The sequence below is a fragment of the Streptomyces sp. NPDC054770 genome (assembly GCF_053611985.1).
In genome coordinates this window covers 144,983-159,706 of the sequence record NZ_JBSHBL010000006.1, presented here as the reverse complement: position 1 = coordinate 159,706, position 14,724 = coordinate 144,983, and the positions used below count along the sequence as shown (strand labels likewise).

The 14,724-nt window shown below is 72.4% G+C and carries 13 protein-coding genes; 7 read left to right on the top strand and 6 right to left on the bottom strand.

Features of this window, described 5'->3' with window-relative positions; translation table 11 throughout:
- Nucleotides 1–8: 8 nt before the first annotated feature.
- From efeB to ACWGKQ_RS08625, 3 genes are read left to right on the top strand one after another with little or no spacing between them, the layout of a single operon-like run.
- Entirely contained in the window at nucleotides 9–1,268 is a 1,260-nt protein-coding gene (gene efeB, locus ACWGKQ_RS08635) for an iron uptake transporter deferrochelatase/peroxidase subunit (protein WP_453291136.1), read from the top strand.
- 3 nt (nucleotides 1,269–1,271) lie between these two features.
- The gene (gene efeU, locus ACWGKQ_RS08630) at nucleotides 1,272–2,180 is read left to right on the top strand and encodes an iron uptake transporter permease EfeU (RefSeq protein WP_453291135.1); all 909 of its coding nucleotides are present in this window, start codon (nucleotides 1,272–1,274) and stop codon (nucleotides 2,178–2,180) included.
- The gene (locus tag ACWGKQ_RS08625) at nucleotides 2,104–3,129 is read left to right on the top strand and encodes a hypothetical protein (RefSeq protein WP_453291134.1); all 1,026 of its coding nucleotides are present in this window, start codon (nucleotides 2,104–2,106) and stop codon (nucleotides 3,127–3,129) included. The genes efeU and ACWGKQ_RS08625 overlap by 77 nt, the downstream gene beginning before the upstream one ends.
- Nucleotides 3,130–3,218: 89 nt before the next feature.
- Here ACWGKQ_RS08625 and ACWGKQ_RS08620 read toward each other — a convergent pair whose 3' ends face one another.
- From ACWGKQ_RS08620 to ACWGKQ_RS08605, 4 genes are all read right to left on the bottom strand, one after another.
- Nucleotides 3,219–3,950: a bifunctional DNA primase/polymerase gene (locus ACWGKQ_RS08620; protein WP_453291133.1), complete on the bottom strand. Its 732-nt coding sequence runs from the start codon at nucleotides 3,948–3,950 to the stop codon at nucleotides 3,219–3,221.
- A 117-nt stretch (nucleotides 3,951–4,067) separates the two neighbouring features.
- Nucleotides 4,068–5,054: a small ribosomal subunit Rsm22 family protein gene (locus ACWGKQ_RS08615; RefSeq protein WP_453291132.1), complete on the bottom strand. Its 987-nt coding sequence runs from the start codon at nucleotides 5,052–5,054 to the stop codon at nucleotides 4,068–4,070.
- Nucleotides 5,051–6,244 carry a serine hydrolase domain-containing protein gene (locus tag ACWGKQ_RS08610; protein WP_453291131.1) on the bottom strand — a complete coding sequence of 398 codons (1,194 nt, stop codon included), beginning with the start codon at nucleotides 6,242–6,244 and terminating at the stop codon, nucleotides 5,051–5,053. The genes ACWGKQ_RS08615 and ACWGKQ_RS08610 overlap by 4 nt, the downstream gene beginning before the upstream one ends.
- Entirely contained in the window at nucleotides 6,184–7,497 is a 1,314-nt protein-coding gene (locus ACWGKQ_RS08605; protein WP_453291130.1) for a multidrug effflux MFS transporter, read from the bottom strand. Before ACWGKQ_RS08605 ends, ACWGKQ_RS08610 begins: the two co-directional genes overlap by 61 nt.
- A gap of 248 nt (nucleotides 7,498–7,745) precedes the next feature.
- Between ACWGKQ_RS08605 and ACWGKQ_RS08600 the strand changes: the two genes are divergently transcribed.
- Both ACWGKQ_RS08600 and ACWGKQ_RS08595 read left to right on the top strand, forming a co-directional pair.
- The gene (locus ACWGKQ_RS08600) at nucleotides 7,746–8,744 is read left to right on the top strand and encodes a Gfo/Idh/MocA family protein (RefSeq protein WP_453291129.1); all 999 of its coding nucleotides are present in this window, start codon (nucleotides 7,746–7,748) and stop codon (nucleotides 8,742–8,744) included.
- A 147-nt stretch (nucleotides 8,745–8,891) separates the two neighbouring features.
- Nucleotides 8,892–9,650, top strand: a complete 759-nt coding sequence (locus ACWGKQ_RS08595) for an SDR family oxidoreductase (protein ID WP_453291128.1) — start codon at nucleotides 8,892–8,894, stop codon at nucleotides 9,648–9,650.
- Between the two features lie 240 nt (nucleotides 9,651–9,890).
- Here ACWGKQ_RS08595 and ACWGKQ_RS08590 read toward each other — a convergent pair whose 3' ends face one another.
- Nucleotides 9,891–11,123, bottom strand: coding sequence for a D-alanyl-D-alanine carboxypeptidase family protein (locus ACWGKQ_RS08590; protein ID WP_453291127.1), 1,233 nt, complete (start codon nucleotides 11,121–11,123; stop codon nucleotides 9,891–9,893).
- A 199-nt stretch (nucleotides 11,124–11,322) separates the two neighbouring features.
- On the opposite strand from ACWGKQ_RS08590, the gene ACWGKQ_RS08585 reads away from it, so the two are divergent.
- Both ACWGKQ_RS08585 and ACWGKQ_RS08580 read left to right on the top strand, forming a co-directional pair.
- A complete protein-coding gene (locus ACWGKQ_RS08585) occupies nucleotides 11,323–12,792 on the top strand; it encodes an ABC transporter permease (protein WP_453291126.1) in 1,470 nt (489 codons plus the stop codon).
- An 85-nt stretch (nucleotides 12,793–12,877) separates the two neighbouring features.
- Nucleotides 12,878–13,663 carry an ABC transporter ATP-binding protein gene (locus tag ACWGKQ_RS08580; RefSeq protein WP_453291125.1) on the top strand — a complete coding sequence of 262 codons (786 nt, stop codon included), beginning with the start codon at nucleotides 12,878–12,880 and terminating at the stop codon, nucleotides 13,661–13,663.
- A 28-nt stretch (nucleotides 13,664–13,691) separates the two neighbouring features.
- Here ACWGKQ_RS08580 and ACWGKQ_RS08575 read toward each other — a convergent pair whose 3' ends face one another.
- On the bottom strand, nucleotides 13,692–14,678 hold the full coding sequence (locus ACWGKQ_RS08575) for an aldo/keto reductase (RefSeq protein ID WP_453291124.1): 987 nt from the start codon (nucleotides 14,676–14,678) through the stop codon (nucleotides 13,692–13,694).
- Nucleotides 14,679–14,724 lie beyond the last annotated feature (46 nt).

Sequence of the window (14,724 nt, the reverse complement as noted above, 5' to 3'; positions counted from 1 at the left end):
GGCGGGCGATGAACGAGAAAGTCAATCCGTCGCGGCGGGCGCTGATCGGGTGGGGCGGGGCCGGGCTCGCGCTCGGGGCCGCCGTGGCCGGGGGCGCGGTGGCGATGGCCGAGGCCGGCGACGACGTCGACCCGGTCGCCGCCGACACCGGTGCCGCCGTCCCGTTCCACGGCGCCCACCAGGCCGGGATCGCCACGCCCGTCCAGGACCGGCTGCACTTCGCCGCGTTCGACGTGAAGACCGACGACCGGGCCGAGTTCGTGCAGCTGCTGAAGGACTGGACGGCCGCGGCCCGGCGGATGACCGCGGGCAAGGCCGTCGGCGAGGGCGCCTACGGCGGGCTCGCCGAGGCACCGCCGGACGACACCGGTGAGGCCCTCGGACTCAAGCCGTCCCGGCTGACGCTGACGATCGGCTTCGGCCCCTCCCTCTTCGAGAAGTTCGGACTGGACGGCCAACGGCCCGCCGCGCTCGTCGAGTTGCCCGCGTTTCCCGGGGACAACCTCGACTCGTCCCGTACCGGGGGCGATCTGTGTGTCCAGGCATGTGCCGACGATCCGCAGGTCGCCGTGCACGCCATCCGCAACCTCGCCCGGATCGGCTTCGGCAAGGTCGCCATCCGGTGGTCCCAGCTCGGCTTCGGCAAGACCTCGTCGACGACCCCGGACGCGCAGACGCCCCGCAACCTCATGGGGTTCAAGGACGGCACCCGCAACATCGCGGGGACCGAGACCGACCGGCTGAAGAAGTTCGTGTGGGCCGGGGAGGGGGACGGTGACGGGACGGCGTGGATGAGCGGGGGGTCGTACCTCGTCGCGCGGCGGATCCGGATGAACATCGAGACCTGGGACCGGACTTCGCTCCAGGAGCAGGAGGACGTCTTCGGGCGGGACAAGGGCGAGGGCGCCCCGGTCGGCAAGGCCAAGGAGCACGACGCGCCGTTCCTGAAGGCGATGAAGCCCGACGCCCATGTGCGGCTCGCGCACCCGGACTCCAACGGCGGGATCACCATCCTGCGCCGCGGCTACTCCTTCACCGACGGGACGGACGGGCTCGGGCGGCTCGACGCCGGGCTGTTCTTCCTGGCCTACATGCGTGACGTCCGCAAGGGGTTCATCCCCCTCCAGCGCAAGCTGTCCGCGTCCGACGCGCTCAACGAGTACATCCAGCACGTGGGTTCGGCGGTCTTCGCGGTCCCGCCCGGCGTCCGGGACAAGGACGACTGGTGGGGCCGGACGCTGTTCTCCGCATCCTCCGAGGGGGCGTGAGCCGTGTTCTCCAACTACCTGATCGGTCTGCGGGAAGGCCTTGAGGCCTCGCTCGTCGTCTGCATCCTCATCGCCTACCTGGTCAAGACCGGGCGCACGGACGCCCTGAAGCCGATCTGGATCGGCATCGCGGTGGCGGTGCTCATCGCCATGGGCTTCGGGTGCGCGCTCGAATTCGGCTCCCAGGAGCTGACGTTCCAGGCACAGGAGGCGCTCGGCGGGTCGCTGTCGATCGTGGCCGTGGGCCTGGTGACCTGGATGGTGTTCTGGATGCGGCGCACCGCCCGGCACCTGAAGGCGGAGCTGCACGGCAAGCTGGACGCGGCGCTCGCCATGGGCACGGGCGCGCTGGTCGCCACCGCCTTCCTGGCGGTGGGCCGGGAGGGCCTCGAGACCGCGCTGTTCGTGTGGGCGTCCGTGCACGCGGCGAGCGACGGCACCCCGCGCCCGCTGGTCGGGGTCGCGCTCGGCCTCGCCACCGCCGTGTTCCTCGGCTGGCTGTTCTACCGGGGTGCGCTGCGCATCAACCTCGCCAGGTTCTTCACCTGGACCGGCGGCATGCTGGTCGTGGTCGCGGCGGGCGTGCTGGCCTACGGCTTCCACGACCTCCAGGAGGCCGACTGGATCCCGGGCCTGACCAACCAGGCCTTCGACATCAGCGGCGCGATCCCGCCGGACAGCTGGTACGGGACGCTGCTGAAGGGCGTCTTCAACTTCCAGCCGGACCCGACCGTGCTCCAGGTCACGGTGTGGCTGCTGTACCTGGTCCCGACGCTCGCACTCTTCTTCGCCCCGGTAGGGTTCGCCTCCGGGAAGGGGAAGGTGAAGGCACCTGATGACGCATCTGAGGACGCTTCTGAGGACGCATCCGACGACCGGGGATCGCGGCCCTCGACGGCTCCGCAGACGTGACCGCCGCGCGCTCCTGGCGGTCTCGCTGAGCGCCGTGTCGCTGACGGCCGGCGGATGCGTGGTGGTGCACGGGGAGCGCGAGGTGCTCCCCACCACCACCCGCGCCGAGGCCGCCAAGGCGCTCAAGCAGTTCACGAACGCCTACAACAAGGCCGACAAGGCCTACGACAGCTCCCTGGACGCGGACTACACGACCGGCGCCCTCGCCGACATCGACGCCGCGCGCCTGAAGGCCGGGCACGTCAACAGCCCGGGCGGCAACTCCGGCCATTCGCCGCTGGAGTTCGACGACGTCACGTACACCATCCCGAAGAAGGCCGGCTGGCCGCGCTGGTTCGTCGCGGACGCACACGGCAACAAGGGCGGCGACGAACGCTGGCTGCTGGTCTTCACCCGCAACAGCCTCTCCGAGCCGTTCCAGGTGGCCTATCTGACGCTGGTCGCGCCGGACGACGTACCGAAGTTCACCACCGACAAGGACGGCTGGGCCGAGGCCGTGCCGGCGAACAGCGCCCAACTCGCGGTCTCCCCCGGCGACCTGAGCCAGGACTACGCCACCTACCTGAAGAGCGGCGGCACCGCCTTCGCGGACGGCGCGCACACCAGCGGCTGGCGCACCGACCGCAAGAAGTCCACCAAGCCGGGCCTGGCCACCCAGTACATCGACGAGCCGCTGGTCAACGGCGACTACGCGCCGCTCGCGCTGCGGACCGCCGACGGCGGGGCGATGGTCTTCTTCACCACCCGCTACTACGCCAAGCAGACGGCTGCCGCGGGCACCTCCGTGCCGACGCCGAACCAGGACGTCAAGGCGCTCACCAAGGGCGAGATCAAGCAGTCGCTGACGATGCAGTTCATCTCCAACCAGGTCGCCCTGGACCCGGCCGGCACCGGCAAGGTATCGGTCCTCGGGCGCATCCAGGGCCTGACTTCGGCACAGGGTTCCTGAACAGCGCCCCCGAAGGGGCGCGGGGAACTGCGCGACCAGCCACGACGGCGCCGCAGCCGACCGACGACCCGGCGCTTCCCACGGCGCGCCTACCAGGCCGCGCCCACCTGGTCGGCCTCCTCGCCCGCGTACCGGGCGCCCGCGTCGGTGAGGGTCTCCAGCAGGCTCAGCGGGTCGGGGAGCGCGTGCTCGGGGCCGCGTACCCAGTGCACCCGGCGGTCACCGTCGCCGGGCAGCCGGGCGGGCGGTACGAGGACGTAGGAGCCCCGGCAGTGCCAGCGCAGCCCCGGGTGCTCGTCCATGGTCTCGGGACGGCAGTCCAGCTCGCAGGGCCACCACTCGTCCTCGTCCTCGGGGGTGCCCCGGGTGAGGGTGAAGAAGAGCAGGCGGCCGTCGTCGCTCTCGGCGACCGGACCGACCTCGACGCCGTTCGCGAGCAGCCGCTCCAGCGCCTGCCGGCCGGCCTCCAGGGGGACGTCCAGGACGTCGTGGGTCATGCCGGTCGCGGTGATGAAGTTGGCCTGCGGCTGGTGCCGGGCCCAGCGCTCGATCTGGGCGCGGTCGGTGGTGGACTGCGTCTGCCACGCGAAGGACACCGGGTGCCGGGCCGGGGTGGGACAGCCGACGCGGTCGCAGGAGCAGCCGTAGCCGGGCGCGGGGTGTGCGGCGGGGGCCAGCGGGAGGCCGGCTCCGGCGGCGGCGAGCAGCAGGTCCGCACGGCCGGCGTCGCCGGCGGCGTTCGCGTCCTTCGGGCGGCGTCCGCGGAGCCACCGGGAGAGTCTGCCCTGCCGTCCGCTCGGGCCGCCGAACGTCGCGCTCATCTATCGCCTCGCCTCGCTGTCGTCCGGCCAGGATGCCTTATGGCCCCGTCTGGGTGCGAAGCGGGGGGTACGGGAGCTGTGTCTCGGGCGGTGTCACGGGCGGTGTCACGGGCGGTGTCACCGCGGCGGCCAGGCGTCTCCCCAGTCCGCGTCCCGGGCCGCCTTGTACAGGTCGCCGTGGCGTTTGGTGACCGTCGTGCGGCGCAGCTGTTCGTCGGTCTCGCACAGGTCGAGCAGGACCTGGCCCTTGCGGATCTGGGGGCGGCGGACCACCCGGGCCGGTGCCGGGACGGGCGGGAAGCGGGTCGCGGCCACGTAGCTGAACTTCTCGTCCTCGTAGGGCAGTGACCCGCCCTTGACCTGGCGGTGCAGGGAGGAGCGGCTGACCCGGGCGGAGAAGTGGCACCAGTCGGTGCCGGGGACGATCGGGCAGGCGGCGCTGTGCGGGCAGGGGGCGGCGACGTGGAAGCCGGCGCCGGTCAGGCGGTCCCGGGCCTCGATGATCCGGGCGTAGCCGGCGGGGGTGCCGGCCTCGACGATGACGACGGCCTGCGCGGCGGCCGCGGCGGCGTCGACGAGGGCGGCGCGGCCGGTCTCGTCGAGCTCGTTGAGGACGTACGACACCGTGACGAGATCAGTGCTCTCGATGGTGAGCGCCGCTCCGATCCGAGAGCGCTGCCACTTCGCTTCCCGCAGCGCCGGGTTCGCGGCGGCGATCTCCCGGCCGAGGGCCAGCGCCGGCTCGGCCCAGTCGAGCACCGTCACCGGCCGTGCGCCCTCCCAGGTGTCGGTCACCGCCCAGGTCGCCGCGCCCGTCCCGCCGCCGACGTCCACATGGCTGCCCGGCGTCCATCCCTCCGGTACCGCGTCGGCGAACGCCGCCAGCGCGGACCGTACCGCCTCGAAGGTCGCCGGCATCCGGTACGCCGCGTACGCCACCACGTCCGCCCGGTCCCGCAGGATCGGCGCGTCGGTCGGGGTGGCCCCGCGGTAGTTGGCGATCAGCCGCTCGACGGCTCCGGCGGCCTGCTTCGGGGGCAGCCCGTCGAGGAGGTCGGAGAGCGTGGCCCGGAGCCGGTCGGCCGGTGGGATGGGGTGGTTCACCCGGCGATTGTATGGACAGCCCGGGCAAGGCGGGTCGCCGCCGCTGCCCGCGGGGCGCTGTCGCCGGGGCGGCGGCGCGGATGCACCGTGTTGGCCAGCAGCACCAGGAACGTGTCCGTCGCCCGGTCCAGGACCAGGCTCGTCCCCGTGAACCCGGTGTGGCCCGCCGCGCCGTGTCCCGCCAGCTCGCCCATGAACCACCGCTGGTCCACCAGGAAGCCCAGACCGGGCGGGGCCAGCAGCAGGTCCACGAAGTCGGGGCCGAGGATGCGTGCGGGGCCGTACGCGCCGCCCGCGAGCAGGGCGCGGCAGAAGACCGCCAGGTCCCGGGCGGTGCCGAAGAGCCCGGCGTGCCCGGCCACCCCGCCCAGCGCCCAGGCGTTCTCGTCGTGCACGACGCCCCGCAGCATCCCCCGGTCCGCCTTGGCCCACGGCCGCCGCTGGTCCTCGGTGGCCGCCGCCCCCGGGCAGGGGCCGAAGTCGGTGTCGGTCATGCCGAGCGGACGGGTGATGCCGTCGCGGACCAGGACGTCGAGGGGGCGGCCGGTGATCCGCTCAAGGACGTGCTGGAGGAGGAGCATGTTGAGGTCCGAGTACCGGTAGGCGCCGGGGGCGCTGCTCGGGGCCTCCGCGCGCAGCAGGTCGAGGCGGGCCGTGTCGTCGGGGCAGTCGTACAGCGGGAGTTCGGGGCGCAGTCCCGAGGTGTGGGTGAGGAGCTGGCGGACGGTGGTGCCGTGGGCGGCTACCCCGTGGAAGTCGGGGAGGTAGGCGCCGACCCGGGCGTCGATGCCGAGGGTGCCGCGTTCGAGCTGCTGCACGGCGGCGACCGCGGTGAACAGCTTGGTGAGGGAGGCCAGGTCGAAGGGGGTGCCGACGGTCGCCGGGACCCGGGCGGCGGGCGGCAGTCCGACACCGGCGTCGGTCGCGGGGGCGTACGCGGAGTAGCGCACGGCCCAGCCGGACGCCTCCTGTACGGCGATCGCGGGTCCGCGTCCGGCCACCACGACGGCCCCGGCCGCCCAGGGTCGCTCACCGGTGGTGAGGCCGTGCACTTCGCGGACGAGGTGCCTGAGTTCCGCGGGGTCGAGGCCGGCCCGTGCCGGGATCTCGACGCGCAGTCTCGGTACGCTCAGCTCTCTGCTCCCTCCACGCTCGCACGGGTGTTCCCACGTGCTGCCCAGGGACGGCACATTCCCACGAAGCAGGCCAGCGCCACCAGTGTCCCCGCCAGTTGGACGATCGCCATGGGCACGGCGGTTCTCTCCCCGGCGATCCCGACCAGCGGCGAGGCGACCGCGCCGACGAGGAACGAGGAGGTCCCGAGCAGCGCGGACGCGGACCCGGCGGCGTGCCGGGTGCGCAGCAGGGCGAGGGACTGGGCGTTGGGCAGGGTGAGGCCCATCGCGGACATCAGCACGAAGAGGGCGGCGGCGACCGGGGCGAGCCCGACCGGGCCGAAGGCGCCGGCCGCCATCAGCAGCAGCGCGGTCGCGGCGACGACGGTCACCACCAGGCCCGCGCCCAGCACCTTGTCCAGGCTGACCCGGCCGACCAGCACCTTCCCGTTGACCTGCCCGGCGATCACCAGTCCGACCGAGTTGAGGCCGAAGAGGAGGGAGAAGGTCTGCGGGGAGGCGCCGTAGATCTCCTGGATGACGAACGGGGACGCGGATATGTAGGCGAAGAGGGCCGCGAAGGCGAAGCCGCCCGCGAGCATGTAGCCGGTGAAGGGCAGGTCGGCGAGGAGGGTGCGCATGGCGCGGACGGCGGCGGCCGCTCCCCCGGCGTGCCGCCCGGCCGGCGGCAGGGTCTCCGGGAGCCGCACCCAGACCAGCGCGGCGAGCAGCGCTCCGACGACCGTGAGCACCACGAAGACGCCCCGCCAGTCCGTCACCCGCAGGATCTGCCCGCCGATCAGCGGGGCGACGATCGGGGCGGTCCCGGAGACCAGCATCAGGGTGGAGAAGAAGCGGGCCATGGCGACGCCGTCGTAGAGGTCGCGTACGACGGCTCGCGCGATGACGATGCCGGCCGCGCCCGCGAGGCCCTGGACGAGACGGAAGGCGACCAGGGTCTCGACGTTCGGCGCGACGGCGCACAGGGCGGTGGCGAGGACATAGACGGCGAGGCCGGTGAGCAGCGGGCGGCGACGGCCCCAGCGGTCGCTCATCGGGCCGACCACCAGCTGGCCGAGGGCCATGCCGGCGAGGCAGGCGGTGAGGGTGAGCTGGACGGTCGCGGCGGGGGCGCCGAGGGAGCGGGTGACCGCCGGCAGGGAGGGCAGGTACATGTCCATCGCCAGCGGGGGCGTCGCGGTGAGCCCGCCGAGGGCCAGGACCAGCAGGAAGCCGGTACGGCGGGCGGCGGGCACGGCGTGGCGCCGCAGCACGGCCACGGCGGCGTCCTGGGCGTCGAGGCTCGACGACGCCGGCTGCTCGGGCATGTGTCCCCCTTCTTCGTGAGATCTCGCGGTTCTCGCAGGTCTCGCGGTGTCCCGCGATGCGCCGCCCGTCGACTGCGGCGCCGTTGTGGCTGGTCGCGCAGTTCCCCGCGCCCCTTCGGGGGCGCTGGTCGACCCCTCTCTTCGTCGGTCCCGCCGGGTCCGCTGTTGATGACCCTCGTCGGCCCCCGCATATGCTCTCAGCTCGTACAGACTGCCGGGAAACACGTGAGCGAGGGTGGGCGGCCGGGATGGGTGAGCAGAGCGTGCGGTGGGGGATCCTGGCGACGGGCGGGATCGCGGCCGCGTTCACGGCGGACCTGGTCGACCTGCCGGACGCGGAGATCGTGGCGGTGGCCTCGCGGTCCCGGGAGTCGGCGGAGGGGTTCGCGGAGCGGTTCGGGATCGGACGGGCCTACGGGGACTGGGAGTCGCTGGCCCGGGACGAGGACGTCGACGTCGTGTACGTCGCCACTCCGCACTCGGCGCACCGGGCGGCCGCCGGGCTGTGCCTGGAGGCCGGGCGGAACGTGCTGTGCGAGAAGGCGTTCACGGTCAACAGCCGTGAGGCCGGGGAACTCGTGGCGCTGGCGAAGGCGCACGACCGCTTCCTGATGGAGGCGATGTGGATGTACTGCAACCCGCTGATCCGGCGACTGACGGCACTGGTCGCGGACGGGGCGATCGGCGAGGTACGGACGGTGCAGGCGGACTTCGGCCTGGAGGGCCCGTTCCCGCCGGCGCACCGGCTGCGGGACCCGGCGTTGGCCGGGGGCGCCCTGCTCGACCTGGGGGTGTACCCGGTGTCGTTCGCGCACCTGCTGCTCGGCGAACCGGACGGGATGTCGGCGCGAGCGGTGCTCTCGGACGAGGGCGTCGATCTCCAGACGGGTGCACTGCTCTCCTGGGAGAGCGGTGCTCTCGCGTCGGTGCACTGCTCCATCGTCGGCGGCACCGGCACCACCGCCTCGGTCACCGGTTCCCGCGGCCGGATCGACATCCCGGACGGCTTCTTCAACCCCGAATGCTTCGTCCTGCACCGCGACGGCCGCGACCCGGAGGTGTTCGCCCTGGACCCGACCGACGGGCCACGCAACACACTGCGCCACGAGGCCCGAGAGGTCATGCGAGCCCTGCGGGCCGGCGAGACCGAATCCCCCCTCGTCCCCCTCAACGGCACCCTCGCGGTGATGCGCACCCTGGACGGCCTACGAGAGCAGATCGGCGTGCGCTACCCCGGCGAGCTCTGAAGGGCGCCCGAACTGAAAGCGCCAAAGGGGCGCGGGGCTGTATCTGATATGCGGCTCCGCCGCGTGGGCGCGACCAGCCCCAACGGCGCCGCACCCGGCCAACGACGCAACGCAGCCCTCCCAGCGGAGCGCCTACGCTGCGACCCCATGAACACCAAGCAACCAAAGATCGCCGTGGTCACCGGCGCCGGTTCCGGTATCGGCCGGGCCGTGGCCGCGGAGCTGCTGCGGGCCGGCTGGTCAGTGGCGCTGGCCGGACGGCGCCCGGCGACGCTGGAGGAGACGGCCGCGCTGGTGCCCGAGGGCGACTCGGTCGCCGTACGGACCGACGTCTCACAACCCGACGACGTGACCGGGCTGTTCGCGGCGGCCGTGGACCGGTTCGGGCGGGTTGACCTGCTGTTCAACAACGCGGGGATCAACGGCCCTCGCGAGGTGCCGGTCGAGGACCTGTCCTACGACGCCTGGCGGCACGTCGTGGACACCAACCTCAACGGGGCGTTCCTGTGCGCGCAGGCGGCGTTCCGGCAGATGAAGGCGCAGGAGCCGCAGGGCGGGCGGATCATCAACAACGGGTCCGTCTCGGCGCACACGCCCCGTCCGCGCTCCGTCGCCTACACCGCGACCAAACACGCGCTGACCGGCCTCACCAAGTCGCTGTCCCTCGACGGGCGCCCGTACGGCATCGCGGTCGGGCAGATCGACATCGGCAACGCGGCGACGGACATGACGGCCCGGATGCAGACCGGCGCGCTGCAGGCGAACGGGGAGATCGCCCCGGAACCCGTGATGGACGTGGCCGACGTGGCGCGGACCGTGCGGCACATGGCCGAGCTGCCGCTCGCGGCGAACGTGCAGTTCGCGACGGTGCTGGCGACGGCGATGCCGTACGTGGGCCGGGGCTGAACCGCCGTTCAGTCGGACAATCCACAACCTGCACAAGCGGAATGCAGACGTCCGCGATATCGCGGCCGGTAACGGGCCTATGCTCAACTCTCCTCCACCAGAACTTCACAGTTGAGGCTCTGGCATTCCGCCGACCACACCGAGGGGGGAGGCGGCAGCCGTTCCACCGGACCGGGGTGGGGGTGGACCCGCGTGGGACCGCGGGTACGCACCGGTGGGTGGAGCGGCTGCCGCGTGACGTCAGCTGGCCGTCGTGTCGTCCGAGCCGACGGGCGCGTCACCCGAGCCGGGGACGGCAGCGGCGCCGGCACCTGCCGCCCGCCGCCGTCGGCGCAGCACCCACGCCCCCGCGCCCGCGCCCAGCAGCGCGAGCGTCGTCGCCCCGCCCTCCGCGACCCGCCACGGCGACGGTCCCGACGACCCGGAACCGGCCGCCCCGGCCGCCCCCGCGGCCCCCCGCCCCTTGGACGGCGACGGACTCGCACTCGCCCCGCCCTCGCTGAGCGGATCCACAAGGAGGCCCACCGACTGCGCTGCCGAACCGCCCTTCCCGAAGCCCCAGTCGAGCAGTGCGGCGGTCTGCTCGTACACGGCGTTGGTGGCGGGGGCCGGGTGCATCACGGTGACCAGCAGGGTGCGGCCGTCCCGGGTGGCGCCGCCGGTGAAGGTGTTGCCGGCGTGGCTGGTGTAGCCGTTCTTGACGCCGAACAGGCCCTTGTAGACGTCGAGCCCCCAGGCGCCGGTGAGCAGGCGGTCGGTGTTCTGGATCTGGAAGGTCTTCTTGCCGCCGGCCGGGAAGTTCGCGGTCCGCGTGCCGCAGTAGCCGCGGAAGTCGTCGTTCTTCAGCCCGTGCCGGGCGAAGAGGGTCAGGTCGTACGCCGACGAGAGCTGGCCCGGGTGGTCGAAGCCGTCGGGGCTGACCACATGGGTGTCGAGGGCCTGCAGGTCGGCCGCCTTGGCCTGCATCTCGGCGACGGTCCTCGCGATCCCGCCGTTCATGTGGGAGAGCACGTGCACGGCGTCGTTGCCGGAGCGCAGGAAGACGCCCTGCCACAGCTGCTCGACGGTGTAGGTGAGGCCGGGCTTGATGCCGACCAGGCTGGAGCCGGCCGGGACGTCGGAGATGTCCGAGTCCTTGACCTTGTAGCGCTCGGTCCGCTCGAACTTCTTCAGCACGGTGTCCGCGAACAGCATCTTCAGGGTGGAGGCGGGCGCCAGCCGCCGGTGCGCGTTGTACGAGGCGAGCACCTCGCCGCTGTCACAGTCGGCGACCAGCCAGGCGCGAGCGGTGATCTTCTTGAGCAGGCCGGCGGCTCCGCGTACCTGTATGCCGCCGCGGGCCAGCCGTTCGCCGCCTATGACGGTGGCGGCCGAGGCGGGGGCGGCCGAGGCAGGGGCCGCCGCGGACAGGGGAAGAGCGGCGGCCGTCAGTCCGAGGGCGGCACGCCGGGTCAGCCGAGAGGAATCGCGCATCCCGGGACCGTACACCGCAGGCCACCGGGGCTACCTGGCAGTACCCCTCGCCCCGCCTGGAATTTGCTGTCTTATGAAAGTTTGCTAAGACCTCCCCTTTTCTCAGCTCTGACACATGTTTTACCCAGGGCTGCTCAAAGGTTCCTCCCTAACTTGAGCTCGCGTCCACAGCGGGCGCCAAGAACCTTCGAGGAACGGGATGTTTGGCATCTATCTCAAGCGCGAGCTGGGCCGCAGAAAGAAGGCTGCCCTGGTCATCGCTCTGGGTCTGGCGCTCGGTATCGCGCTGGTCATCACGGTCAACTCGGTGTCGGCCGGCATGACTCAGGCGCAGGACAAGGTCCTCAAGTCGCTGTACGGCCTCGGGACCGACATGACGGTCACCAAGGCCCGTACGGCGCCGACCTCGGGCAGCTCAGGCGGCCCGAACTTCAAGTTCGACGCCAAGTCCAGCAGCAGCTCCACCCAGAGTTCGGACCGGGTGCAGACGCAGGGCGGTCAGGCCCTGAAGTCGTCCCTGGTGACCCAGGTCGCCGGCCAGAAGGGCGTGGAGAGCGCGGTCGGAGCGCTCTCCCTCAACGTCACCAAGGTCGACGGCTCCTTCACCCAGGGCAAGGCGAAGTCCTCCACCAGCGGCAGCAGCAGCACCAGCGGCGGCCAGGGGCAGCCGGGCGGCGGCACCAGCAGCTCGGGCGGTGCGCCGCAGGTCCAGGGCGGCGGCGCCAACTTCAACGTCAACAGCTACTCCGTGGCCGGCGTCGACGTGGCCCACCAGGGCCTCGGCCCGCTGTCCACCATGAAGATCACCACGGGCAAGACCTTCACCTCCACGCAGACCGGCGCCAAGGTCGCGGTGGTCAGCAAGTCGTACGCCAAGGAGAAGAAGTACAAGGTCGGCTCGACCTTCAAGATCTCCAGCACCAAGTTCACCGTCATCGGCATCGCCACCCCGGACAGCAGCGAGTCCGACACCGACGTGTTCGTCCCGCTGAAGGTCGCGCAGACCCTCGGCGACGCCAAGAACCAGGTCACCACGATCTACGTCAAGGCGACCGACTCCAAGCAGATCTCCGCCGTGAAGAAGGAGATCACCGCCAACATCTCGGGTACGACGGTCACCACCTCCGCCGACCTGGCGTCCACCGTCTCCGGTTCCCTCTCCACCGCCTCCAGCCTGGCGACCAGCGTCGGCAAGTGGCTGTCCATCGCGGTGCTCGCGGCGGCCTTCCTGGTGGCGGCCCTGCTGACCTCGTCCGCGGTGTCCCGCCGGGTGCGCGAGTTCGGCACCCTGAAGGCGCTCGGCTGGCCCTCGCGCAACGTGACCCGCCAGGTGGTCGGCGAGTCCATGGTCAACGGCCTGATCGGCGGCGCCCTCGGCATCGCCCTCGGCGTCGGCGCGGCCTACGCGGTCACCGCGATCAGCCCGAAGCTCACCGCCCAGCTGGGCAGCACCGGCGGTGGCGGTGCGGGCGGCGGCCCGGGCGGCGGCGGTCCCGGCCAGCAGGCCTCCCAGAACACCCTGGAGATCGCGCTGTCCGCGCCCGTCTCCCTCACCACCATCGCGCTCGCGGTCGGCCTCGCGGTCACCGGCGGTCTGATCGCCGGCGCGATGGGCGGCTGGCGGGCCTCCCGGATGCGCCCGGCCGACGCCCTGCGCAGCGTCGCGTAACACCCCGCCCCCGAGCCGGGGCGCCGCTTCCACTCCCCCCGGGACGCGGCGCCCCCACCCCCTTACAGCACCCAGTGGAGAACCCATGTACAGACTCACCGGAGTCACCAAGCGCTACACGCGGGGCAAGGAGACGGTCGAGGCGCTGCGCGGCGTCGACCTGGCCATCGAGGACGGCGACCAGCTCGTCATCCAGGGCCCGACCGGCGGCGGCAAGTCGACCCTGCTCCAGATGATCGGCGGCCTGGACCGCCCGACCGAGGGCAGCGTCGAACTGGACGGCGTCGACCTCGCCCGGATCAGCGAGACCAAGCTGACCCGGCTGCGCGCTGAGAAGATCGGCATCATCTTCCAGTCGTTCAACCTGATCCCGACCCTCACCGCCCAGGAGAACGTCGAGACGGCCCTCGTCCCGCTCGGCATCAAGCCGGCCGATCGCCGTGAGCGGGCAGCGGAGGCGCTGCGCTCGGTGGGCCTCGGCGAGCGCCTCACGCACGCCCCCGCCGAGCTCTCCGGCGGCCAGCAGCAGCGCGTCGCGATCGCCCGCGCGCTGGTGAAGAAGCCGAAGGTGCTGCTCGCCGACGAGCCGACCGGCAACCTCGACGAGGGCACCCGCGACGACATCATGGCCCTGCTCGAAGGCCTGTGGCACGAGTACGGCCTGACCTTCATCATGGTCACCCACGACTCCTCCATCGCCCGCCGCGCCCCGCGCCTGGCCACCATCAAGGCCGGCCAGATCACCCTCACCGAGCAGGGCGACGGCCGGCGCTTCGCCCAGCAGGCGGCGGGGTACGGCGACCAGCAGCAGGCGGCGTACGACCAGCAGCCGTACGTGCAGCAGCAGTACGGCGGTGGCCAGGGCTACTGACCGACGCAGGTGAGCGGCACGGGGCCGCTCACCGTCCGAGGAGCCGGTCGATCTCGGCCAGCTGCTCGGCGGTGAGCGGCCCCTTCGCCATCGCGCCGGCGTTCTGCTCCGCCTGGGCGACCGACCGGAAGCCGGGGATGGGGACCGTCCGCGGGCTGCGCGCCCAGATCCAGCCGAGGGCGCCCTGGGCCAGGGTCCGCCCGCCGCTGGTGAGGACCTCGCGCAGGGCCTCGATCCGCTCGACCCACGCGGGATCGGCGCCGTCGCCGTCCCCGAACCCGGGCAGCCAGGCCGGCGGCCTGCTGCGGATGTCGCCGGCCGTGGCCGCCGCTCGCCGTCCGCCGAGCAACCCCATCGCAAGCGGACCGCGGTTGATACTCGCGAGCTCCAACTGCGCGCTCAGCGCGATGAGTTCCGGCGCGTCCTGAAGCACGTTGAGGGTGTGCTGCACGGCCGTGCAGTGCGCCCCTTCGGCGAAGACGGCGGCGCGGGCGGGATCGTCGGTGCTCCAGCCGTAGGCGCGGATGAGACCCTCTTCGGTGAGTTCCTCGCAGACATCACGCAGTTCGGCGGCGCGGGCCGGGTCGGCGTCCGAGAGGTGAAGCTGGTAGAGGTCGACGTGGTCGGTGCCGAGGCGGCGCAGGGAGGCGGTGAGGGCGCGACGGACGTAGGCCGGGGAGTCGTCGTGCCCGGTGAGCGTCCGGCTCTCCTCGTCGAAGACGTTGCCCCACTTGGTGGCGACGACGACCTCGTCCCGCCGCTTGCCGAGGGCACGGCCGAGGACGCGCTCGCTGTGGCCGGCGCCGTAGGTGTCGGCGGTGTCGAAGAAGGTGACGCCGAGGTCGAGGGCGCGGTGGACCGCCCGTACGGACTCCTCGTCGTCGACCTTGCCCCAGCCGAGCGGCTGCCCGGTGGCGTCCTGCCACTCACCTCCGATGGCCCAGCAGCCGAAGCCGAGCGCGCTGACCCGGATGCCGGAACGTCCCAGGGTCCTGGTGGTGCTGTCGTGTTCCATGCCCCAGACGCTAGAAGTTGAAGTGCGCACGAAGACAAGGGAATTA

What these genes read in the sequence shown, in the direction of transcription:
- ACWGKQ_RS08595 (WP_453291128.1), top strand. Translation starts at nt 8,892, where the DNA reads ATGAACACCAAGCAACCAAAGATCGCCGTGGTCACCGGCGCCGGTTCC.
- efeB (WP_453291136.1), top strand. Translation starts at nt 9, where the DNA reads ATGAACGAGAAAGTCAATCCGTCGCGGCGGGCGCTGATCGGGTGGGGC.
- ACWGKQ_RS08620 (WP_453291133.1), bottom strand. Translation starts at nt 3,950, where the DNA reads ATGAGCGCGACGTTCGGCGGCCCGAGCGGACGGCAGGGCAGACTCTCC.
- ACWGKQ_RS08575 (WP_453291124.1), bottom strand. Translation starts at nt 14,678, where the DNA reads ATGGAACACGACAGCACCACCAGGACCCTGGGACGTTCCGGCATCCGG.
- ACWGKQ_RS08600 (WP_453291129.1), top strand. Translation starts at nt 7,746, where the DNA reads ATGGGTGAGCAGAGCGTGCGGTGGGGGATCCTGGCGACGGGCGGGATC.
- ACWGKQ_RS08580 (WP_453291125.1), top strand. Translation starts at nt 12,878, where the DNA reads ATGTACAGACTCACCGGAGTCACCAAGCGCTACACGCGGGGCAAGGAG.
- ACWGKQ_RS08605 (WP_453291130.1), bottom strand. Translation starts at nt 7,497, where the DNA reads ATGCCCGAGCAGCCGGCGTCGTCGAGCCTCGACGCCCAGGACGCCGCC.
- ACWGKQ_RS08585 (WP_453291126.1), top strand. Translation starts at nt 11,323, where the DNA reads ATGTTTGGCATCTATCTCAAGCGCGAGCTGGGCCGCAGAAAGAAGGCT.
- ACWGKQ_RS08590 (WP_453291127.1), bottom strand. Translation starts at nt 11,123, where the DNA reads ATGCGCGATTCCTCTCGGCTGACCCGGCGTGCCGCCCTCGGACTGACG.
- ACWGKQ_RS08625 (WP_453291134.1), top strand. Translation starts at nt 2,104, where the DNA reads ATGACGCATCTGAGGACGCTTCTGAGGACGCATCCGACGACCGGGGAT.